Origin of the sequence: Mesorhizobium sp. M0491, assembly GCF_040321265.1 — a bacterium.
Taxonomy (GTDB): domain Bacteria; phylum Pseudomonadota; class Alphaproteobacteria; order Rhizobiales; family Rhizobiaceae; genus Mesorhizobium.
The window spans coordinates 105,677-127,818 of sequence record NZ_JAMYRE010000018.1; the positions used below are offsets into that span (position 1 = coordinate 105,677).

Annotated in this window: 21 protein-coding genes; 10 read left to right on the forward strand and 11 right to left on the reverse strand. The window is 64.3% G+C overall.

The genetic code is table 11. From position 1 onward, the window contains the following. Positions 1-7: 7 nt before the first annotated feature. Positions 8-946, reverse strand: a complete 939-nt coding sequence (locus NKI69_RS23045) for a GntR family transcriptional regulator (RefSeq protein WP_352722579.1) — start codon at positions 944-946, stop codon at positions 8-10. Between the two features lie 239 nt (positions 947-1,185). On the opposite strand from NKI69_RS23045, the gene NKI69_RS23050 reads away from it, so the two are divergent. The 9 genes from NKI69_RS23050 (at position 1,186) to NKI69_RS23090 (ending at position 9,394) form a co-directional block, all read left to right on the forward strand. Then, complete coding sequence (locus NKI69_RS23050; RefSeq protein ID WP_023811192.1) at positions 1,186-2,250, forward strand: polyamine ABC transporter substrate-binding protein; 1,065 nt, start codon at positions 1,186-1,188, stop codon at positions 2,248-2,250. 318 nt (positions 2,251-2,568) lie between these two features. Further along, positions 2,569-3,411 (forward strand): ABC transporter permease, encoded by an 843-nt coding sequence (locus NKI69_RS23055; protein ID WP_031213256.1) that lies wholly within the window; start codon positions 2,569-2,571, stop codon positions 3,409-3,411. Next, positions 3,404-4,198, forward strand: a complete 795-nt coding sequence (locus NKI69_RS23060) for an ABC transporter permease (RefSeq protein WP_023811194.1) — start codon at positions 3,404-3,406, stop codon at positions 4,196-4,198. Before NKI69_RS23055 ends, NKI69_RS23060 begins: the two co-directional genes overlap by 8 nt. Next, a complete protein-coding gene (locus NKI69_RS23065; protein WP_352442117.1) occupies positions 4,195-5,268 on the forward strand; it encodes an ABC transporter ATP-binding protein in 1,074 nt (357 codons plus the stop codon). The genes NKI69_RS23060 and NKI69_RS23065 overlap by 4 nt, the downstream gene beginning before the upstream one ends. A 12-nt stretch (positions 5,269-5,280) precedes the next feature. Then, positions 5,281-6,555: a glycosyltransferase gene (locus NKI69_RS23070; RefSeq protein ID WP_352442116.1), complete on the forward strand. Its 1,275-nt coding sequence runs from the start codon at positions 5,281-5,283 to the stop codon at positions 6,553-6,555. A gap of 232 nt (positions 6,556-6,787) precedes the next feature. Continuing rightward, on the forward strand, positions 6,788-7,138 hold the full coding sequence (locus NKI69_RS23075; RefSeq protein WP_352442115.1) for a cupin domain-containing protein: 351 nt from the start codon (positions 6,788-6,790) through the stop codon (positions 7,136-7,138). Positions 7,139-7,155: 17 nt separating this feature from the next. Continuing rightward, on the forward strand, positions 7,156-7,497 hold the full coding sequence (locus tag NKI69_RS23080) for a cupin domain-containing protein (protein WP_352442114.1): 342 nt from the start codon (positions 7,156-7,158) through the stop codon (positions 7,495-7,497). 23 nt (positions 7,498-7,520) lie between these two features. After that, a complete protein-coding gene (locus NKI69_RS23085; protein WP_136618026.1) occupies positions 7,521-7,865 on the forward strand; it encodes a cupin domain-containing protein in 345 nt (114 codons plus the stop codon). A 20-nt stretch (positions 7,866-7,885) separates the two neighbouring features. After that, entirely contained in the window at positions 7,886-9,394 is a 1,509-nt protein-coding gene (locus tag NKI69_RS23090; RefSeq protein ID WP_352722580.1) for an aldehyde dehydrogenase family protein, read from the forward strand. A gap of 120 nt (positions 9,395-9,514) precedes the next feature. Here the strand turns inward: NKI69_RS23090 and NKI69_RS23095 are convergent, their stop codons facing one another. The 6 genes from NKI69_RS23095 to NKI69_RS23120 all read right to left on the reverse strand — a co-directional run bounded on the left by NKI69_RS23095 (position 9,515) and on the right by NKI69_RS23120 (position 15,390). Next, complete coding sequence (locus NKI69_RS23095; RefSeq protein ID WP_352442112.1) at positions 9,515-10,285, reverse strand: hypothetical protein; 771 nt, start codon at positions 10,283-10,285, stop codon at positions 9,515-9,517. Between the two features lie 303 nt (positions 10,286-10,588). After that, positions 10,589-11,350 (reverse strand): SDR family NAD(P)-dependent oxidoreductase, encoded by a 762-nt coding sequence (locus NKI69_RS23100; protein WP_352442111.1) that lies wholly within the window; start codon positions 11,348-11,350, stop codon positions 10,589-10,591. 10 nt (positions 11,351-11,360) lie between these two features. Further along, positions 11,361-12,173, reverse strand: coding sequence for an ABC transporter permease (locus NKI69_RS23105; protein WP_352442110.1), 813 nt, complete (start codon positions 12,171-12,173; stop codon positions 11,361-11,363). Continuing rightward, positions 12,173-13,036: an ABC transporter permease gene (locus NKI69_RS23110; protein ID WP_128304129.1), complete on the reverse strand. Its 864-nt coding sequence runs from the start codon at positions 13,034-13,036 to the stop codon at positions 12,173-12,175. The genes NKI69_RS23105 and NKI69_RS23110 overlap by 1 nt, the downstream gene beginning before the upstream one ends. 73 nt (positions 13,037-13,109) lie before the next feature. After that, positions 13,110-14,273, reverse strand: a complete 1,164-nt coding sequence (locus NKI69_RS23115) for an ABC transporter substrate-binding protein (protein ID WP_352722581.1) — start codon at positions 14,271-14,273, stop codon at positions 13,110-13,112. Then, positions 14,254-15,390, reverse strand: coding sequence for an ABC transporter ATP-binding protein (locus tag NKI69_RS23120; RefSeq protein ID WP_127296589.1), 1,137 nt, complete (start codon positions 15,388-15,390; stop codon positions 14,254-14,256). The genes NKI69_RS23115 and NKI69_RS23120 overlap by 20 nt, the downstream gene beginning before the upstream one ends. A gap of 114 nt (positions 15,391-15,504) precedes the next feature. Between NKI69_RS23120 and NKI69_RS23125 the strand changes: the two genes are divergently transcribed. Further along, entirely contained in the window at positions 15,505-16,320 is an 816-nt protein-coding gene (locus NKI69_RS23125; protein ID WP_352722582.1) for a helix-turn-helix transcriptional regulator, read from the forward strand. On the opposite strand, the gene NKI69_RS23130 is transcribed toward NKI69_RS23125, so the two are convergent. The 4 genes from NKI69_RS23130 to NKI69_RS23145 all read right to left on the reverse strand — a co-directional run bounded on the left by NKI69_RS23130 (position 16,317) and on the right by NKI69_RS23145 (position 22,122). After that, the gene (locus NKI69_RS23130; protein WP_352722583.1) at positions 16,317-18,383 is read right to left on the reverse strand and encodes a 3-hydroxyacyl-CoA dehydrogenase NAD-binding domain-containing protein; all 2,067 of its coding nucleotides are present in this window, start codon (positions 18,381-18,383) and stop codon (positions 16,317-16,319) included. The genes NKI69_RS23125 and NKI69_RS23130 overlap by 4 nt on opposite strands. A gap of 336 nt (positions 18,384-18,719) precedes the next feature. Beyond that, a complete protein-coding gene (locus NKI69_RS23135; RefSeq protein WP_023811208.1) occupies positions 18,720-19,667 on the reverse strand; it encodes an ABC transporter permease in 948 nt (315 codons plus the stop codon). Positions 19,668-19,670: 3 nt separating this feature from the next. Continuing rightward, entirely contained in the window at positions 19,671-20,651 is a 981-nt protein-coding gene (locus tag NKI69_RS23140) for an ABC transporter permease (RefSeq protein WP_023811209.1), read from the reverse strand. A 1-nt stretch (position 20,652) separates the two neighbouring features. Continuing rightward, positions 20,653-22,122, reverse strand: a complete 1,470-nt coding sequence (locus NKI69_RS23145; protein WP_023811210.1) for a sugar ABC transporter ATP-binding protein — start codon at positions 22,120-22,122, stop codon at positions 20,653-20,655. Between the last annotated feature and the right edge of the window lie 20 nt (positions 22,123-22,142).

Sequence of the window (22,142 nt, forward strand, 5' to 3'; positions counted from 1 at the left end):
ATCCTCGTCAATCCGGCCGGCTGATCATGCCGAACAGGGCAGGCGCCCCGCGACTGGCCGCTTGCGGTCGCTGGTTGCGGGAGAGCCGCAGGTGGATGCGCAGCAGATCGGCAGCCACCTCATACTGCAGGCTTTCAAGATGGTCGAGTATAACAAGGTGTTCGCGCAGCGATTGCCGCAGGCGGAAGACGTTGACGCCGGCATAGATGCCCGGCAGCCGGCGCAGCCTGAGGTGATCGGCGAGTGCGTCGGCCACGAAGCGGTTGGCGCAGCCTTCGGCGAGCATGCCATGAAAATCGATGTCCAGCCGCTGGAACTCGCGTGTGTCGAAGGCGGCGTCCGGCAGCGCCACCAGCGCTTCCATGCCCTGGCGCAACGTCGCCGCCCGCGCGCCATCCAGCCGGAAACCCGGCGTCAGGATGGCCGCGGGCTCCAGCAGCAGACGGAATTCATAACTGTCGCCTTGCGCCTCCGGATCGTCTGGCGTGCGTCGAAACAGCCAGGACTGGCCGGGCGCACGGTCCAGCAGATTCTCTTCGGTCAGTTTGTTGAGCGCTTTTAGTACCGTCTTGCGCTCGGCACTGTAGCGCCGCATCAACCCCGCAACGGTCACTGTCTGGTCCAGCCGCCGCGCCGACCGGTCGCGCAGGATCGCCTCGGCCAGCTCGTCCTCCTCGGCAGCGGGCAATTCCGTGGCGACCGAAGCCTGCGCGGTGAGGTCGATGGCCAGATGATACCCGGAATCCGCCTCCCAGCGTACGACGCCTCGCTCCGCAAGCAGGCCGAGCGCTGCCCGCACCGGTGTGCGGGAAACATTGCACAGCGAGGCGATCTGCTGCTCCGGCAAGCGTGCGCCGGGCCCAAAGCCGCGCTGCCGCGCCACATCCAGGATGCGCTGCGCCAGATCGAGATGGTTGGTGCGAGGTCGTCTGGCTACGGCTTGCATGACTGGTCCAGTGGAAAACGACATGACCGCATTGATTTGACCGATCGCCCGCACGGACGCAATCGGCCAGATTCCTCGATCGCTTGACAAATTATGGATTGACGTACTTTTTTCTGCAATAGTACTGTCAGGACAATCGGCGAGAAAAAGACCGAGGGAACAGGATCGAGGCAGCGGCAAGGTCGCAGGCGTTGGTCCGGCGAATGAAATTCGACGATCAACCGGAATGGGAGTCTGTCATGACCGCTACCAGCCTGCGGCGCCGTGCGCTGAAAACATCTTCGCTCGCACTTGGCCTGGCCTTGGCGCTGTCCGCGCCGGCGATGGCTGCTGATCTCGTCATTTCCAACTGGGATGGCTACATGGCGCCCGACGCGATGGCCGCCTTCAAGACCGCGACCGGCGTTTCGGGTGAAGTGGTGGTGCACGCCACCAATGAAGAGATCATGGGCAAGCTGATCGCCGCCGGCGGCAAGGGCTATGACGTGGTCTTTGTCTCCTCGCCCTTCGCCGAGGTGCTGAACAAGCTCGGCCTGACCGAACCGATCGACCACACCAAGATACCGAACCTCGCCAACCTCTATCCGGAAGCAACCAAGCTGCCTCACGATGCCGGCAATGCATTCTCGGTGCCCTACACCTGGGGCACCACCGGCCTCTGCTATCGCTCGGACCTGATGAAGGTCGCACCAACCAGTTGGAGCGACCTGCTCGCGCCCTCCGACGAATTGAAGGGCAAGACCACCATGCTGGCGACCGACCGTTGGCTGCTGGCCGCCGGCCAGCTCGACAAGGGCTATTCGGTCAACGAAACCGACCCGGCCAAGATGGCTGAGGTCAAGGATCTGCTGATCTCGGCCAAGAAGACCCTGCTCGCCTATGACGACACCACCTTCTATTCCAAGCTGGTGTCCGGCGAGGCGCTGATGGTGCAGGCCTGGGACGGCTGGTGCAATTACGGCATCGCCGAAAAACCCGAGATCAAATACGTCATTCCCAAGGAAGGTTCGGACCTCTGGGTCGACACGATGGTGGTGATGAAGGCCTCCGCCAACAAGGACGCCGCCTTCCAGTTCATCAACTTCATGCTCGACGCCAAGAACCACGCCTGGGCAGCGCAGAACATCGACTACAAGGTGCCGAACAAGCCGGCCATGGAAAGCCTGCCTGCCGATTTCCTGGCCAAATTCCCCAACATGGCGATGCCGGTGGCCGACCTCGTCAAGTTCGAGCAATTGCGTGACGTCGGCGACGCCCAGCGCGACTATTCGAAGATCGTCAGCGAGATCAAGGCGGCGCAGTAGGGACTGTTCCAGCAGCATCTTGGAATCAAGCTTGCGTCCCGTGTCGCCCCCCTCTGGCCTGCCGGCCATCTCCCCCTCAAGGGGGGAGATTGGCTGTGGCATTGCTTTCGCCAATCTTCGATTTTTCAAAGTAAGCGAAAGGTTGGAACTGCCGATCTCCTCCCTTGAAGGGGGTGAGAAGTGGTCCGCGCAACGGACGGAAAGCCAATTGCTTGGCTTTCCGAACGACGAACGCCCGAAGCGAAAGCGAAAGGCCAGGTCCGGCAGGGCAGAGGGGGGCACTTCGTGAAGCACCTACCCTCTCGCTCCTCCTTGCTGATGGCCCCGGCGCTGGTCTGGCTGACCGCACTGATGGTGGTGCCGTGCGCGCTGGTGCTGGCGCTCGCCTTCTTCCGGCGCGGTATCTATGGCGGCATCGAATACACCTTTACGCTGGAGAATTTCGGGCTGGTCTTCGACCCGCTCTATGCCGGCATCTTCCTCAACTCGGCGCGCATCGCCGGCACCGCGACGCTGATCGCGGTGGTGATCGGCTACGCCGCCGCCTATGCGATATCAGCGGCACCCCGCCGGCTGCAGCCGGTGTTCCTGTTCTTCGCCGTGCTGCCCTTCTGGTCCAACTACCTGATCCGCACCTATGCCTGGATCGTGCTGCTCAACCGCGAAGGATTGATCACCCAGTTGCTGCGCTGGTTCGGCTACACCGGCGAGCCACCGTCGATGCTCTACACCGAAGGCGCCGTTATCGCCGGCCTGATCTACAACTATTTGCCCTTTGTCATCCTCGCCTGCTACGCGCCACTGTCTCGCCTCAACCCGGAACTCGCCGAGGCCTCGCGCGACCTCGGCGCCTCCGCCATGACCACATTCCGCCGTGTCATCCTGCCGCTGACCGTGCCCGGCATTGCTGCCGGCGCGGTGTTCGTCTTCGTGCTGTCGATCGGCAATTTCGTCACGCCCGCGCTGCTCGGCGGCGGCCGCTTCCAGATGATCGGCAACCTCGTCTACGACCAGTTCCTGACCGCCAACGACTGGCCGTTCGGCGCCGCGCTCGCGATGGCGCTGATCGCCATCATGCTTCTGGTGCTGATGGCGCAGGCGCTGGCCGCCAATCGCGCCTCGGGCCACGCCGCGCGAGCCGGCGGAGACACCGATGGCTGAGCGCTCTCCCGCCACGCGGCGCACGCTCTGGCTCGTGCTCAGCCTCGTCTTCGCTTTCCTCTACATCCCGATCGCCGTGCTGGTGGCGCTGTCCTTCAACGAAGGCGGGCTGCCGACGGCATGGTCGGGCTTTTCGCTGAAATGGTATGCCTCGCTGGCCGGCAATTCGGCGATCCTCTCCGCTGCGCTCAACACGCTGATCGTGGCGCTGGTCTCGACCGCGATCGCCACTCTGCTCGGCACGCTGCTGGCGATCGGCATCGAGATGCGCCGGCAATATGGCAGGGGACTCGAAGCGCTGATCTTCGCACCGATGATCATTCCCGACATCGTCCTGGCGATCGCGCTGCTTTCGTTCTTCTCCATGCTCAACCTGACCATGGGCCTGCACACCATCATCCTCGCCCATGTCGTCTTCAACCTTGCCTTTGTCTGCTCGGTGGTGCGCGCCAGGCTGAAGAGTTTTGATTGGTCGATCGTCGAGGCTTCCGCCGATCTCGGCGCCTCCGCGCTCACCACCTTCAGGCGGGTGACATTGCCGGTCATCGCGCCGGCGGTGATCGCAGGCGCGCTGCTCGCCTTCACGCTCTCGGTCGACGAGTTCATCATCGCTTTCTTCACCGCCGGCGCCGGCCGCTCCTCGACGACGCTGCCGATGCAGATCTACGCGATGATCCGCTTCGGCATCACGCCGGAGATCAACGCACTGGCGACCATCGTCATGGCGGTCTCGATCACCGCGCTGACCCTGTCGCAGCGGCTCAACCGTGGGATCATAGGCCAATGAGCGAACCGCGCACGCTGCTGGCCATCGACAAGGTGTCGAAGAATTTCGGCCGGGTGACGGCTGTCGACGGCATCTCGCTCGACATCCGCGAGAATGAGTTCTTCGCACTGCTCGGCCCGTCGGGCTGCGGCAAGACCACGCTGCTGCGCATGCTGGCCGGCTTCGAGACGCCTAGTGGCGGGCGCATCCTGCTCGACGGTCACGACATTGCGAAAACCCCGCCCAACAAGCGGCCGGTCAATCTGATGTTCCAGTCTTACGCGCTGTTTCCGCATATGAGCGTCCGCGCCAATGTCTCCTACGGCCTGGAGATGGAGCGCTTGCCGGCGCCAGAAATCCACTCCCGCGTCGACGCCATCCTGGCGACAACCGAGCTGGTCCCCTTCGCCGACCGCAAGCCGGAGCAGCTGTCGGGCGGCCAGAAGCAGCGCGTCGCGCTCGCCCGCGCGCTGGTCAAACGGCCCCGTCTGCTGCTGCTCGACGAGCCGCTTGGCGCGCTCGACAAGAAACTGCGCGGCGCCATGCAGCTGGAATTGAAGCGCCTGCAGCACGAGGTCGGCATCACCTTCGTCATCGTCACCCACGACCAGGAAGAATCGCTCGTCATGGCCGACCGCATGGCGGTGCTCAAGGACGGCAAGCTGCTGCAATGCGACACGCCGCACGCGATCTATGAGCATCCGGCCGACCGTTTCGTCGCCGACTTCATCGGCGTGATGAATTTTGTGCCGGGCAAGGCCGCCACCGATGGGGTTGTCGCCGCGAATGGCACGCGGATATCCGGCAAGGTTCCTGCCGCGCTCTCCATCGGCGCATCCGCTGTCGCGTCGGTGCGGCCCGAACGCATCCGGCTGTTCCCGTCGGGTGAAACCGCCAACCGCACCACCGGCACGGTCGAGGCGCTGGCCTATCAGGGGCTCGACCTGCAGTTGCATGTCCGCACGGGCCTGTCGCCAAAGCCGTTCCTGGTGCGCGTCACCGCTGATGCCGCAGACCGCCGGCCGGTCGCATCGGGCGATCAGGTCGAACTCGGCTGGGACGCCGCCGATGTCAGAGTTTTCGCAGAATAAAGGAGAGGCCTGATGGCGCAGAAGACGATCGCGTTTTTTCCAGAAGCAGCTTATGGCCCGGCGCTCAATTCCGTCGGCATCGCCCAGGCGGTCGAGGCACGCGGCCACAAAGCGGTGTTCCTGTCAGATCCCGGCTTCGTCGACGTCTACAAGGGCTACGGCTTCGAGGCCCATCCGGTGAACCTGTCCGAGCCGATGCCGCCAGAGCAGATGGCCAAATTCTGGGAGGATTTCATCAACGGCCACATCCCCAACTTCCGCAAATCGCCCTACGACCAGGTCGACAATTACGTCAAGGATTGCTGGACGGCGATCGTCGACAGCGCCAAATGGGCGCAGAAGGATCTGCCGCACGTTCTCTCAGCCATCAAGCCGGATGTGATCTGCGTCGACAACGTCATCCTGTTCCCGGCTATCAAGCAGTACGGCAAGCCGTGGGTGCGGGTCATTTCCTGCTCGGAAAACGAAATCGAGGACGAGGACATCCCGCCGCATCTCTCCGGCTGCGGCGAAAACGACCATGCCGGGCATCAGCGCTACCGCGACCATTTCAACGCGGTGATCGAGCCGATCCATGAGGACTTCAACGCCTTCCTGACTGCCAACAACGAGGCGTCCTATCCGATCGGCCAGTTCTTTGAGGCCTCGCCCCATCTGAACCTGCTGCTCTATCCCGAAGCGGCAAAGTTCAAGCGCCGCCATCCACTCGACCCGGCCAAGTTTCAGTACCTGGAAGGCTGCGTGCGGCAGGAGAAGCCTTACACGGTGCCGACCTTCGCTGAAAATAACGACGGGCCGCTGCTCTATGTCTCCTTCGGCAGTCTCGGCGCCGGCGATGTCGAGCTGCTGAAGCGCATCATCGCGACGCTGGGCATGACGCGCTACCGGGCGCTGGTCAATGTCGGCGGCTACAAAGACCAGTACACGGACGTGCCCGGCAATGTCATCGTCGAGAGCTGGTTCCCGCAGCCTTCGGTCATCCCGCAGGTCGACGCTGTTATTCACCACGGCGGCAACAACTCGTTCACAGAGTGCCTCTATTTCGGCAAGTCGGCGATCATCATGCCCTATGTCTGGGACGGTCACGATAACGCCACCCGCGTCGAGGAGACCGGCCACGGCTTCGGCATGCCGCGCTACGACTGGACCGATGCCGAGCTGGTTGCCATGATCGAGGCCTGTCTGACCGACCCGAAGATGAAGGCAAAGCTGGCCAAGACATCGGCACAGATGCAGGGGCAGAATGGGCCGGAAAAGGCGGCGGGTTTGTTGGAGGCGCTGCTGTGATTGAAGTCGTTGATACGCCGAGCCTGAGCACCCCCCTCTGGCCTGCCGGCCATCTCCCCCGCAAGGGGGGAGATTGGCAGCTTCGCCACAGGGTCTCACTCTGCAATCCCGGTGATTGGCGAAAGTCGAGACGACATCCGATCTCCACCCCTGCGGGGGAGATGGCCGGCAGGCCAGAGGGGGGTGCCCTGGCGCAGCATATGAATAGCAACCATCGCGCAGAAGCCTCCGCATGACCTCCTCCGCACCACACCTCCACCACGCCTCCACCCGAACCGATCTCGTCGACTGGGGCGCCCAACCCGACGCATTGTCAGGCACTTCGCACTCGACCGGCAGGCTCGTGCACAAGGGCCCGAACAACCAGCCGGAATCCGGCATTTGGGTGTGCACGCCGGGGCGCTGGCGCCTCAATATCCCGCGCGACGAATTGTGCCATTTCGTCACCGGCCGCGCGACCTACCGGTCAGATGTCGGTGAGCTGATAGAAATCTCCGCCGGGACTGTGGTCATGTTCCCGGCTGGCTGGACAGGCGAATGCACCGTGCATGAGACCATGCGCAACGTCTACATGCTGGCCTGACCACGGAGCTTAACGACATGCCGACACCGCACTGGCCGAAGGCCTCGAGCGTGGAACTGGAGGACTGGGGCGCGGGCAGCAACACGCTCTCCGGTTCGCCGCGCGCCTCGGGCAGGATCCTGTCCCAGAACCCGGACGGATCGAGCGAATGCGGCCTGTGGTCGTGTACGCCGGGCACGCGCAAGGTCACGTTTGGCGCCGACGAGTTCTGCCATTTCCTTTCAGGCCGTGGCAGCTATATCCATGACGACGGCGAAGAGATCCCGGTCGAGGCCGGCACGCTTGTGTTCTTTCCCGCCGGCTGGACCGGCATCTCCATCATCACGCAAACGCTGACCAAGGCCTTCATGTGCCGGTGAGCCCCCTTTTCAAGGAAATCGATATGACCACACCCATCATGAAATCCCCGCTCACTATTACCGACCTCGTCGACTGGGGTGTCATCCCGACCATGATCGAGGGCCAGTCCCACACATCGGGCAAGCTGCTGCACAAGGGGCCGGAGGGCCGCTCCGAATGCGGGCTTTGGGTCTGCACACCAGGCAAATGGCATTGCCATGTCACCCGCGACGAGTTCTGCCACTTCCTCGAAGGGCGCTGCACCTATGTGCATGAATCCGGCGAAGTCATCGAGATCGAACCGGACACGGCGGCCTTCTTCCCGCAGGACTGGAAGGGCGTCTGCACCGTCCATGAGACGATCAAGAAGGTCTACATGATCCGCTGAGCGGATCCGAGAGGATGTCCATGGATTTCTCCCCTGACCGGCCGACCTTCTTCGTCAATCCGGATTACCAGCCGATGGCCGGCGCGAGCAAACCGGTGATCGATCCGGCGACGCTGGAAACCGTCGGGGCGATCGCTGCGGCCACCGACGGCGAGATCGATGCCGCGCTCACGGCGGCGACCAGGGCGCAGGCCGCCTGGAAAAAGTTCGACGCCAAGAGCCGCGCCAAGCACCTGCATGCCGTCGCCAACGCCATCGAGGAGGCGGACTTCACCCGCTGCGCCGAGCTGATGGTGCGCGAGATGGGCAAGCCTTACCCCGAAGCGATCGGCGAGATCGCCAACTGCGCGCCGATCTTCCGCTACTACGCCGAGATGGCGCGCGACGATGCCGGCAAGATCGCCGGCACGACACAGGCCGGTTCGTTCCAGTATGCGCGCTACGAGCCCTATGGTGTCTCCGTCCACATCATGCCCTACAATTTTCCGATCCTGCTGATGTGCTGGACGGTCGCCGCATCACTCGCCGCCGGCAATGCCTGCATCATCAAGCCGGCCGAGGCGACGACGCTGTCGACGCTGGACTACATGACCGTGTTCCGCTCGCTGCCGGAGGGGCTGGTCTCCTGCCTGCCTGGTGGAGCGACCACGGCGCAAGCGCTGATCGCCTCCGAACGCACCCACGCGGTTGCCTTCACCGGCTCGGTCGCCGCCGGGAAGGCGGTGGCGGTGGCCTGCGCCGAACGCATGAAGCCTTGCGTCATCGAGGCCGGCGGCAGCGATCCGCTTATCATCAGCCAACACGCGCCGCTCGATGTAGCGGCGGCCGGCAGTGTCACCGCGGCCTTCCACCTTACCGGCCAGGTCTGCACCTCGGCCGAGCGCTTCTTCGTGGTCGATGCCGTTCATGATCGTTTCGTCGCGCTGTTCGCCGAAAAGACGCGTGCCCTGCGTGTCGGCAATGGCATGGACAAGACCGAGATCGGCCCGATGGTCAGCGAAGCCGCGCGGGCCAAGGTTATGCGTCTTGTCGACGATGCCATTGCCCACGGCGCCGAGGCGATCACCGGCGGACGCATCCCGCCTGCGCACAACACCGGCTGGTTCTACGAGCCGACGATCCTGACCGGCGTCACCCCGGACATGGCCATCGTGCGCGAGGAATGCTTTGGACCGGTCGCCGCCATCTGCCGGGTCAGGGATTTCGATGAGGCGATCCGGCTTGCCAATGACAGCCCGTTCGGGCTCGGCGCCTCTGTCTTCACCACCGATCTGGCCGAAGCCCACGAGGCGGCTGAACGGCTCGAAGCCGGAATGGTCTGGGTCAACAACCCGCTGATCGACAATGATGCCCTGCCCTTCGGCGGCTGGAAGGCCTCGGGCCTCGGCCGCGAGCTTGGCCGCCAGGGGCTGGATGCCTTCCGCCGCTCCAAAATGGTGATCATCGACCACAAACCGACAATCCAGGAATGGTGGTATCCCTATCCCGACAGCTGGTTCCGCGCGACCGGCGGCCGCAAGCACGTCTGAGTGTTTCGAACCTCGCCAGCTCCGGATGCCAGTCCATGGCCGGGAAAAAGAAAGATGCCGCCGGGCGAAGTCCGGCGGCATCTTTCTTCGATTGGCTACTGCCGTTTCAACGGCAAGTCGTTACGGCGTCGTTTCTGCTTCCATCGCGGCAGCCGTCTGGTCGATCTTGTCGGCAAGGACGCCCTGAGCCCAGGACGTGACCGCAGCGTCGACCGGCTTGTTGGCCATGTCCGTCAGCGCCGCGTCGAGCGATGCATCATCGGTGCCGACCTCTGCCGCGGCAGCCGCCTCATTGGCGGCGGTGACCTCTGCCTCCTGGGCAGTGATTTCGGCCTCCAGATCCGTTATCTTCCCAGGCAAGGCCGCCTGATCTTCGGGCGTCATGGCCGCAATCTGCTCGGGCGTCAGCGATGTCAGCGCGTTCAACTGCGAATTCAGCGCATCCAGCTTCTCCTGGGCCGCTTCAGCGGCGGCCTCGGCGACCTTGGCTTTGGCGGACTGCGTCACGAAGGCCTGGATGGCAGCGAACTTCTTGCTCTTCGAGTTCATATAGGCGTTGATGTTGCGCTGAAGCGAGTTCAGCCGGCCGAGCTTGGCGTGGATGTTCTTCTCCTTGGGAACCGACGAGACCTTTGTGGTCTTGTCGACCGTGGTGTCATCCGTTTTGGCCTTTGCCACCTGCCCCCGAGCCGAGGAAGACTTGCCGTGCGAAGCGCCGCTCTTGCCATTGCTATTGCCGCCGTTACCGCCGGCATTTCCCCCGCCGTTGCCGTTGCCGCCGGCATTGCCACCGCCATTGCCGCCGCCGTGGCCGTTGCCGCCGGCTATCGCCGGAGATGCCAGAAGCGCCAATGCGGCAAGCGCCGCGAACAGAGTTTTTCGGTTTGTCATGGTAATCTCCTCGGGGAATCGCCGCCCTTCGCCCAACCGCTAGGCGACCGTCGTATGAGGAATTACTAATTGTACAGAGTAAACTTTAGACAAATGTTGTCTCAATACGCGATCTGACAACCCGCCGGCACCATAACCATTTGATATTAAACACAAATCAACGCTCTTGATCGGCCATGGCACTGAAGTCCCATGCCGGCCGGACCATAGTCCTATCAGCCGACCAGCGGCACCAGGAAGGTCGTAGAGCAGTGTATTGGAAAGGCGCTGAACTAAAGGAGGTTGGTGACGAAAGCACAAGTCTCAGCCGATACTTTCACCGCCGTCGATCACCAACGCCTGGCCGGTCATGAAAGATGAACGGTCGGAGACGAGGAACAGGATGGCTTCGGCGATCTCATCGGCGCTGGCCCAGCGTCCCATCGGAATCTTGGTGCGGACATAGGTTTCGATCGCCTCGCGTCCGCCCATCTGGGCGATGAACGGGTCGTTGAACGGCGTGTCGACCCAGCCCGGGCAGAGCGCGTTGACGCGGACATTGTGCCGGGCATAGTCGAGCGACATCTGCCGCGTCATTGCCACCACCGCGTGTTTGGAGGTGGCGTAGGCGATCATCTCGCGGTCGTAGAACACACCCGAATTGGAGGCGGTGTTCAGGATGACGCCGTTGCCTCGTGCGATCATCGACGGCATGACCATCCTGGCCGCCAGGAACTGCGCCCGCACATTGACCCGCCATGACGCGTCCATGCCGCCGACCTCGACCTCGGTCAGCGTTCCCCCGACCTGGATGCCGGCGTGATTGTGCAGGATGTCGATGCGCCCGTGCCTCTCGATCGTGCCGGCAATGAGCTTTTCCAGCGCCCCATCGTCCGCGACATCGGTCGCGATCGCCTCGGCCTGCCCGCCCATTGCCCGCATCTCCGAAGCCGTTGCTTCGCCAGCGGCCTGATCCCTGTCGGCGATGACGACCACCGCGCCTTCCCTGCCCATGATCATGGCGCCGGCGCGCCCGATGCCGGAGCCGGCGCCTGTCACCACGGCGATGCGGTCTTTGAGGATCATGATGCGACTTTCAGTTCGACGGCTTGCGCCGGCGCAATTGCCATTGGGCAAGCACCACGAGCAGCACGGAGGCGACGAGCACGATCGTCGCGATAGCATTGATCTCCGGCGTCACGCCGCGCCGGATCGACGCGAAGACATAGATCGGCAGCGTCGTCTGCGCCCCGGCGACGAAGAAGGCGATGATGAAATCGTCGAAGGAAAAGGTGAAAGCGAGCAGGAAGCCGGCAACGATGGCCGGCATGATCTGCGGCAGCACGATCGAGCGGAACGTCGTCAACGGCGTGGCGTAGAGATCGCTCGACGCCTCGACCAGATTGCGGTCGAGGCTGCCGAGCCGCGTGCCGACGATCATCGTCACCAGCGCCATGGAGAACAGGCCGTGCGCTGCGATGATCGAGCCGTAACCGAGCGCCAGGCGCGGCGGCTGGTCGTCGGGCCAGATCGAGGCGAGGAACGGATTGACGACCGTGAACAGCTGGACGAGCGCGACCAGCGTCGAAATGCCGATGACGACGCCCGGAACGACGATCGCGGCGCCCAGAAGCGCATCGAATACCGCGCGTGTTCTGATGCCGACACGCGCCAGGCCGAGTGCCGCCGCCGTGCCGCAGAACGCCGCCAGCAAGGCGCTGGTGGTGGCGATGAACAGGCTGTTCTTCAGCGCTTCGACCAGGAACGGGTTCGCCAGCGCCTTGCCGTACCATTGCACCGAAAAGCCGGTGAACTCGCTGGCATGGCGGCCGGCATTGAAGGAGAACAGCACGACCAGGGCGATCGGCAGATAGAGGAAAGCGAAGACGGCAATGACGAAGGTGCGCATCAGATCAGATCCACCCGGCGAGCGCCCGAAACCCGGGTCGAGATGCGGTTGGCGGCAATCAGCACCACCACCGAGACCAGCACCAGCGTGATCGCGATGGCCGATCCGAACGGCCAGTTGCGCGATTGCAGGAACAGGTCGACCAGTGCGTTGCCGATGAAGAACACCTTGCCGCCGCCAAGCAGCGTCGGGATCAGATATTCGCCGAGCAGCAGGATCATGACCAGCGAGAAGCCGGTCATCACGCCCGGCAGCGACAGTTTCAGGGTCACGCCGAGGAAGGTCGAGAGCGGCGTCGCGCCGAGATCGGCGGAGGCTTCCAGCAGCCTGCGGTCGAGCCGCTCAAGGCTGACATAGATCGGCAGGATCATCAGCGGCAGGTAGCCATAGACGATGCCGAGCAGCACCGCGCCCGGCGTGTTGATCAGCCTGATATCCTCGAAACCGATATAGGACAGCAGAGCCGGGATGCCGCGCCCGCCCAGCACATACATCCAGGCATAGGTCCGCATCAGGAGGCTGGTCCAGAACGGGATGACGACCAGCGCCAGCAGGATCAGCCGCCAGCGCTGCGGTGCGCGCAGAGCGAGGTAGTAGGCAACCGGGTATGCGACGAGCAGGCAGGCGAGCGCTCCCACCGGCGCCAGCACCATCGTGTTCCAGAAGGCGGTCGCCCGCGCCGGAAGGTTGGCATATTGCGCGAACGTGAAAGCCGCCTGATAGCCGCCTTCCGGCGCCCGCTCACCGACGCTGAACACCGCGATGGCGATGAATGGCAGCACCAGAAACACCACCAGCCACGCGGTCGCCGGACCGAGCAGCATGGCGGTCAGAAAATTCCTGCGAAGACGGCTGCCGTGCATGGAGAGATTTGCCCCGTGCCGGCGGGTATGAACCCGCCGGTCAACTTATCCGAAAAGAATTTGAGGCCGTCGCTCAGGCCGACTTGAAGCGCGCCATCAATTCGGCGCGGCCGGGATCCGTCAGCGTTGCCGCCGCGCCGAATTCCAGCGGCGTCAACAGGTCGGCCGCCGGATAGAGGATCGGATTGTCGAGCACTTCCTTGGGCAGCAGCTTGTTGACCCGCGCATCGGTCGACGGCGCGCCATTGGCCAGGTGCTCCTTCACCGCCACCTGCGGATTCATCCGATAGTTGAGCAGGGCATAGCCGGCCGGCTTGTTCGGCGCATCCTTCGGAATGGCGTAGAAGTCGGTCCAGATCTCGCCGCCTTCCTTGCCCAGCACATAGGCGATCTCGGGAATGTCGCGATGCAGCTGCGCGCCGTCATTCGTCCAGCACATCGTCATCCAGGCGTCGCCGGCGCGCATGCCCGGCTGGTAGTCGGAGGAGACCGCGAACAGATGCGGCTTGACCTTCAGCAGCAGTTCCTCCGCCTTGGCCAGTTCGTCCTGCTTGAGCGAGTTGAACGAGTAGCCGTAATATTTCAGCGCATTGCCGATCGTGGTCAGCTGGTAGTCGTGCACCATGGTGCGGCTGTCGCCTTCGGCCATGGCGGTGTCCCAGAACTCCTTCCAGCTCGTCATCGGCTTGGTCAGCTTCTTGGTGTTGACGGCAAAGCCGGTGGTGCCCCAGTTCTTCGGCACCGCGTAGGTCACCCCTTCGATCGTGCCTTCCCCGGTGAAGCGCGGATCCTCCTGCGAGCCATCGAAATTCGGCAGCTTCGCCATCTCCAGCGGCTCGATGATGCCGAGTTTCTTGTAAGTCGAGATCGTGTAGTTGGTCGGTACGAACAGGCTCCAGCCCGAGGCGCCGGCCTGCAATTTGGCCAGCATCTCCTCGTTGGAGCCGAACACGTTGACCTCGACGGCGACGCCGGTGTCCTTCTTGAAATTCTCGAACGTCGCCGGGTCATGGTAGTTCGGCCAGGTGGCGATCGACATGCGGTCGCCAAGGCTTTCGGCGGCAAAGGCCGGTGTCGGCATGATGCCGATCTCGCGCGCCATCACCGCCGTGGCAATGCCAAGGCCGGTGAGGCCAAGAAAGTCGCGTCGGCCGATCGAGCCGCGCTTCAAACGCATCAGCTGATCGACAAAATTCTTGGGGCTTATCGGCAGTCCGTCACGATATGATTTCGACATGTTTATCTACCCTCTGGTTGGCCCCGTTGTTCTTGGTCTCCGCAAACGCCAGCGGCGTTCCGGAGGCAAAGCCGATGGCGACGGGTTCACCCGGCTTGAAGAGATTGCCGTGGCCGATCAGGTGATCGGCCTTGGCCAGCAGCGTTCCGATGCCCTGGACCTCGATCGCGTATTCCGCCGTCGAGCCCAGGAAGATCCGGTTGCGGACGACGCCCTTGAATGGGCCGCCTGTCTGAGCGCCGAGACTGAGCGATTCAGGACGCAGGCTGACCGAAACGGCCTCGCCTTGCTGCAGGGCGGTTCGTTTGCGCGCTGCAATGACGGTGCCATTCGCGAGCGCCACCTCCACCAGATCGCCCGAATGTCCGGCGACGGTACCGCTCAAGAGATTGGTCTTGCCGACGAAATCGGCGACGAACAAATCGGCCGGTTCGTCATAGATCTCGCTTGGCTGTCCGAGCTGGACGATGCGGCCGCCATTCATGACGCAGACGAAATCGCTCATCGACAGCGCTTCCTCCTGGTCGTGCGTGACCAGCACGAAGGTGATGCCGATCTCGCGCTGCAGGTTCTGCAGCTCGATCTGCATGTCGGTGCGAAGCTTCTTGTCGAGCGCCGCCAGCGGCTCGTCGAGCAAGAGCACCGCCGGTTTGTTGACCAGGGCGCGGGCAAGCGCCACACGCTGCTGCTGGCCGCCCGACAGTTCGTGGATCTTGCGGCGGCCATAGCCGGCGAGCCGCACCATTTCCAGCGCTTCCCCCGCTCTTGAGGCGATCTCGCGCGACGACAGCCTTGGCCGCGCCTGACGCAGCCCGTAGGCGACGTTGTCCTCGACATCGAGATGCGGAAACAGCGCGTATTGCTGGAACACCATGTTGACCGGCCGCCGGTAGGGCGGCGTGCCGGCCATGTCCTGGCCGCGAATGAACACCTGGCCTTCGCTCGGCTGTTCGAAACCGCCGATCATGCGCAGGCAGGTCGTCTTGCCGCAGCCGGATGGTCCAAGCAAGGCGACAAAGGCGGAGGGCGGGACAGCGAGATCGATGCCGCTGACCGCGGTCACCGCGCCATAGCGCTTGGTGACGCCGCGAAACTCGATGTCGGGCACTGCGGTCAAGGCTGATGGCTCCAGCAACAGGGCAATATCGGGACGCTACCAGAGCCAATGGCGGCTAGTATATACCTCTCAGGTGGTATATCTGATCTATTTTCTCGTTTAAGGGGGTATGGATTGTCCCGCAGCGACGAATACAGCCAGCTCGCCACGCTCGTCGCGGGGACGCGGGAGACCAGCGGCGACCTGTTCGGCAATGCGCTGGTCGATTGGCTGCGGCTCCATGTCAGCTTCGACCACTGCGTGGTGTTCGGCTATCGCGGCGCGGCGCGCCCGCCGCTGCTGTTCGAAACCTTCTCGCCGGCCGAAAGCCACGTCTTCGTCGCGCTCTATCAGGAGGGGCCGTATCTGCTCGACCCGTTCCACCACGCTGCGGTCGAGCGCAAGGAAGGGTTCTGGCGCATGCGCGAACTGGCGCCGGACCGCTTCTATGCCAGCGAGTATTTCCGCTCCTACTACAGCCAGACCAGGCTGGCCGAGGAGGTCGGCTTCTTCGTGCCGCTGCCGGGCAAGGATGCGCTGGTGTTGTCGCTGATGCGGCTGCGCGCTTCAGGCCCGTTCGGCACCGCCGATGCCAGGTTGCTGCGCGACATGGCGCCGGCGGTGATCAGCTTCGCCAGGCTGCGCTGGCCCGCCCTTCCGGCCGACGAACCGGCAGAGGCGCAGCAGGACGAGACGACCGCTCCAGTCAACGAGTTCGACCGCGCCCATATCTGGCAAAGCCTGTCGCTGACGCCGCGCGAAAAACATGTCGTTGACCTGGTGCTGCAGGGGCATTCGACGGAATCGATCGCCAGGGCCATGCGCATCGTGCCGGGCACCGTGAAGGTCCATCGACGCAACATCTATCGCAAGCTCAAGATCAAGTCGCAGGCTGGCCTGTTCGCACGTTTCGTCGAGATCATCGACGCGCGGATCCGGCAGGACCCCTAACCGCCGGCTTCCCACGATCCGGTCTCGGCCATCCGCTTCAGCAGCGGCGCGGGCTTGAACACGTCCTTGCCCGTCCGCTGATGCCAGTACTCGAGCCGCTCGATGAGCCTGGCCGGGCCTTCAAGGCCAGCCCAGAACAGCGGTCCGCCCTTGCCCACGGGAAAGCCGTAGCCATTGACCCAGACGACATCGATGTCGGACGCGCGGGCCGCTATGCCTTCCTCCAGGATCTTGGCGCCCTCATTGATCAGGGGGTAAAGCGTGCGCTCGATGATTTCTTCCGCACTGATCGCGCGCGGCGCGATGCCCCTCTCGGCGGCCTTGTCGCGGATCAGCACCTCGACCTCCGGATCCGGGGCCGGGGTACGCGAACCGTTCTCGTAGAGATAGAACCCCCAGCCGGTCTTCTGGCCGAAACGCCCTTGTTCGCACAGCGTATCGGCGATCACGGCCGACAGGCCGCGTGCCTTGCGGTTGCGCCAGCCAATGTCGAGACCGGCGAGATCGCCCATCTGGAAAGGCCCCATCGGCCAGCCGAAATCGGTAAAGGCCTGGTCGATCTGGCTGGGCGTCGCACCCTCCAGAAGAAGCGCTTCCGATTCCGAGCCACGCGCGGCCAGCATGCGGTTGCCGACGAAGCCGTGGCAGACGCCGACGACGACCGCCACCTTGCCGATCCGCCGCGCCAAGTCGACGACGGTCGCCAGCGCATCGGGCGAGGTCTTGTCGGCGCGCACGATCTCCAAGAGCTTCATGACATTGGCCGGCGAGAAGAAATGCAGGCCGAGCACATCCTGCGGCCGCGAGGTCGAGGCGGCGATTTCGTTGATGTCGAGATAGGAGGTATTGGTGGCGAGGATCGCGCCTGGCTTGGCCACGGCTTCCAGCTTGCCGAAAACCTCCTTCTTGACCGCCATGTCCTCGAACACCGCCTCGACGATCAGGTCGCAATCGGCGAGATCGGCATAGTCGGTGGAGCCCTTGAACAGGGCGAGGCGCTCGCGCTTGGCATCTGCCGTCAGCGAGCCGCGCGTGACGGACACCGAGTAGTTCTTGTCGATGGTCGCCAGCCCGCGCTGCAGCGCCTCATGGCTGGTTTCCAGCATGGTGACCGGGTAGCCGCCATTGGCGAAGGCCATGGCGATGCCGCCGCCCATCGTACCGGCGCCGATGACGCCGACGCGGGCGATCCTGCGCTTGACGATGTCTTTTCCGGGAAGCTTTGCCGCCTCACGTTCGGCGAAGAACACATGGCGCTGCGCCCGCGACTGGTCGCTGGCGACCAGCTTGACGAACAGCGCACGCTCCGCCGCCAGCGCCGCATCGAAGGGCAGCATGACGGCATTGCGCACCGACAGCGCACAGGCGATCGGCGCCTCGAGCCCGCGCGCTTTCCTGGCAAGATCCGCAGCCTCGGCGTCGAAAGCCGCGAGGTCGGTCTCCTTGAGCCCCTCATTGCGATCACGCACCGGCGTAAAGGGACCACCCTTGCGGGCTATTTCCCTGGCGAAGTTCACGGCATGCGTGGTCAGACCGCCTTCGAAGACGGCATCGACCAGACCGGCGGCATGCGCCTCGGTCGCACCGACCGGCGTACCGGAGACGACCATCCTGAGCGCCTTCACCGCGCCGACCAGGCGCGGCAGCCGCACCGTGCCGCCGCCCCCCGGCAACAGGCCGAGCTTCACCTCCGGCAGGCCGAGCTTGGCGCCGGCATCGGCGACGCGGAAATGGCAGCCCAGCGCCAGCTCCAGCCCGCCGCCGAGCGCGGTGCCATGGATGGCGGCGACCGTCGGCTTGGCGATGGTCTCCAGCACAGCCACAATGGCGCGTAGCTCGGGCTGTTCCATCGGCTTGCCGAATTCGGTGATGTCGGCGCCGGCGACAAAGGTCCGGCCCGCGCATGCAATGACGATGGCGGCAACCGACGGATCATCCCGCAACTCGACCAGCGCCTGCATCAGCGGTTCGCGGACATGAAAGCTCAGCGCGTTGACCGGCGGGTTGTCGATGGTGACGATGGCGACGTCGCCGTCTCGGCTGACCTTCACAAAATCGGACAAGCAAACCTCCGGACAATGGTGAACGGCCTGCAGCCGCGCGATTGGATTTACAGCGCTATGACGTGGATGGAAACCAGAGGGAGGCCTGGCACAATGATTAGCGGCTCGAGGTGCCCGGCTGCCATCATCGCCGAAGTAGAGATCCTTCACACCCCCCTCTGCCCTGCCGGGCATCTCCCCCGCAAGGGGGGAGATCGGACGTCACGACGGCCTTCCCAATTTTCAACGTTGAAAGGCGGACGAAACGGCGAAGCTGCCGATCTCCCTCCTTGCGGGGGAGATGGCCGGCAGGCCAGAGGGGGGTGCTGTCCCGCCAGCGTCGGCGTCCTGCTCCCGCTACCGCGGCGCTTTCTGCCCGCCCGCCGCCGTGATCACCCCGACAATGATCAGCCCCGTGAGCAGCAATCGCACCCCGGCACTCACCCCAAACGTGTTGAGCATGGTCAAAAGCAGCACCAGGAACAGCGCCGCGCCCCACACGCCAGGCACATTGGCCTTGCCGCCGGCTACCGACGTGCCGCCGATGACGACGACGGCGATCGAGGCCAGCAGATATTCATTGCCGATGTCGACATTGGCGCCGCGGAAATAACCGGCGAGCAGCGCACCGTCGATGCCGCCGAGCGCGCCCGACAGCGTGTAGGTGAGGAAGCGGATGCGGCCGACATTGACGCCGGCGAGCCACGCCGCCCGAATGTTCTGGCCGATCGCCAGCACCGAGCGGCCATAGATCATACGCTGCAGGGCGACGGCCGCACCGATGGTGAACAGCACGGTGAGGATCGCCAGCACCGGAATGCCCAGCACCTGCCGGTTGGCGAAATCGGCGAAGCCCGGCGGCGGCTTGATCTGCAAGCCGCGTCCGTAGCTGATGTCGATCGACTGGATGATGAAGCTGGCCGACAAAGTGGCGATGATCGGCGGGATGCGCAGCGCCCAGATCAGCAGATAGTTGGCGGCGCCGATCGCCGCCCCGCAGGCAAGCGCCGCCAGCAGCCCGACCGCGATCATGGAATCGTTGCCGTCCATCACTTTCATCGCGACGGCGCTGGCAAGGCCGATATTGGCCGGCAGCGACAGGTCGACATTGCCCGGCCCCAGCGTGATGACGAACATCTGGCCGACGCCGACAATGACGGTGAACACCGCAAGCGACAGGGCCGCAGTGACCATGCCGCCGGCGCCATAACCGCCGGTGAAGGCGATCGTCGCCAGCCACACCAGAAGCGCGCCAATGAACGACCAGATCCAGGGTTTGGTGAGCAGCGATTTCACCGATGTCATCGCTCACCTCTCCTTGCGGCTGATCAGCACCCGCGCCGCCAGCACGATGATCAGGATGGCGCCGTTGGCGGCCACCTGCCAGTCGGGCGGGATGTGCATGAAGGTGAGCAATGGCGATGCGGCCAGCGCCAGCGTCAGCGCGCCGATCACAGCACCTATCGGCGATACCCGGCCGCCGACGAATTCGCCGCCGCCGAGGATGACGCCGGCGATCGCCAGCAGCGTGTAGCCATTGCCGATATTGGCATCGGCCGAGGTGGTGATGCCGATCAGCGCCATGCCGGACAGCACGCCGAACAGACCCGCGAGCGCAAACAGCACGATCTTGGTCTTGAGCAGCGACCAGCCGGCGCGCCCGAGTGCCGCCGGATTGCCGCCGGACCCGCGCAGGATCACGCCGTAGGAGGTGCGCATCAGGCCAAAATGAACGATGAGGCCGATCAGCAGCGCGGCGATGATCGGGAACGGCACGAAAGGCGGCTTGAACGCCATCAGCCCGAGCAGCCAGTCCGGCGCCTTGCCGCCGGGTTTGGGCAAAACGAGAATGGCGAGGCCCTGCCAGACGAAGCTCATGCCGAGCGTCACCACGATGGAAGGCAAATTGCGCAGATGGATCAGCGCGCCGAGCAGCGCATAGACACCGATCGATCCGAGCAGGATGGCGGCACCGATGAGCGGCGCGTCCTTCAGCCAGGTCGCCGTGACGCAGCCGACGAAGCCGACGAAGGTGCCGATCGACAGGTCGAGCTCGTTGCCGGCAATGACGAACATCTGCGCGATCGTCGCCAGGGCGATCGGGATTGCCAGGTTCAGCATCAGGCTGAAGCCGAAATAGCTGATGGCGCGCGGGTTGAGCCAGGCGATGGCGAGCAGCACCAGCGCCAGCGACAGCGCGGGCAGCAGCCCGCGCAGCAGGCGCGCGCGGGCAAGCGCGCCACGTTCGGCGGATGTCCTGGCGGCGGTGTCGAGGCTGGCGGCCGTCATCTCAGGCCGCATCGCCGAAGGAGGACTGGATGATCTTCTCTTCGGTCAACTCGTCGCGGCGCAGATTGGCGACGATGCGGCCGTTCTTGAAGACATAGATGTGGTCGCAATTGTCGAGCTCTTCGGTTTCCGTGGTGTACCAGAGGAAGGTGCGGCCTCGGGCGGCCTCTTCGCGCACGAGGTCGTAGACCTCCAGCTTGGTGCCGATGTCGACGCCGCGCATCGGGTCGTCCATCAGCACGATCTGCGCGTCCGAGCCGAGCGCACGCGCAAACAGCGCCTTCTGCTGGTTGCCGCCCGACAGTGAAAAGATGTTGTTGTTCATATCCGGCGTGCGGATGCCGATCTTCTTTTGCCAGAATGCAGCAAGCTCCGCCTCGCGCTGCGGCGAGATCAACAGCCCGCTGCGCAGCCGCGCCAGCGAGCGGATGCCGATATTCTCAGCAATCGACCATTGCGGGAAAATGCCGTCCGACTGACGGTCGCCGGCGACCAGCGCCACAGGTGCCGTCACCTCGATGCCGGTTCGGGCCCGCGACGCCGCAGCGAAGATCGCCAGCAGCAGGTCAGTCTGGCCGTGGCCAGCCAGCCCGGCAAGGCCGATGATCTCCCCGGCACAGGCGACAAGGTCGGTGCCGTCCTTCTGCGCAGCGGGCCGCGCCCGAACCCGCAGCGGACTGGCGGCGGGCTTGGCAGCCGCGATTTGCGCCGCAATCTTCTGGCGCGCTTCCGCGCCGCCCATCGCCGTCACCAGCCGGTCGCGGTCGAAGGCGCTGGCGGCGTCGGCGACAACCACCTTGCCGTCGCGCATCACCACGATGCGGTCGGCGTTGCGCAGCACCTCGCCCAGCACATGCGAGATCAGGATGCAGCTTTTACCGCCGGCAACGAAGCGGCGCACGAAGGCCAGCAATTGGCCCGCCGTATGCGCGTCGAGCGACGAGGTCGGCTCGTCGAGGATGACGAGGTCGAGCCGGTCCTGAGTGGCGGTGAAGGCGCGCGCCACCTCGACCATCTGGCGCCGGCCGATCGACAGGTCGCCGACGATGTCCGCCGCCGAAATGCTGTGGCCCGGAAAGATCTCGTCGAGCTTGGCGGCGATCAACTCGGCCGCCTTGCGCCGCCAGCCAAATCCGCGCAGCGAAGCGTGGTTGATGCGCGTGTTCTCGGCGACGCTGAGATTGGGGCACAGCGACAGTTCCTGGAACACGCAGCGTATGCCGAGCTGCTGCGCGCGCGACACCGAGTAGTTGTCCTCGGTGTCGCCATGCACGCCGATCTGCCCGCTGTCGGGCACCAGCGTGCCCGCCACCATGTGCATCAGCGTCGATTTGCCGGCGCCATTATGGCCGACGAGACCGACGCACTCGCCGGGGCTGACGTGAAAATCGACGCCGCCCAGTGCGCGAACGGCGCCGAAATGCTTTTCGGCGCCGTTCAGTCTGATGATGTCAGCGTTCCCTTCAGGCATGCTCAACGATATCCGCTCGG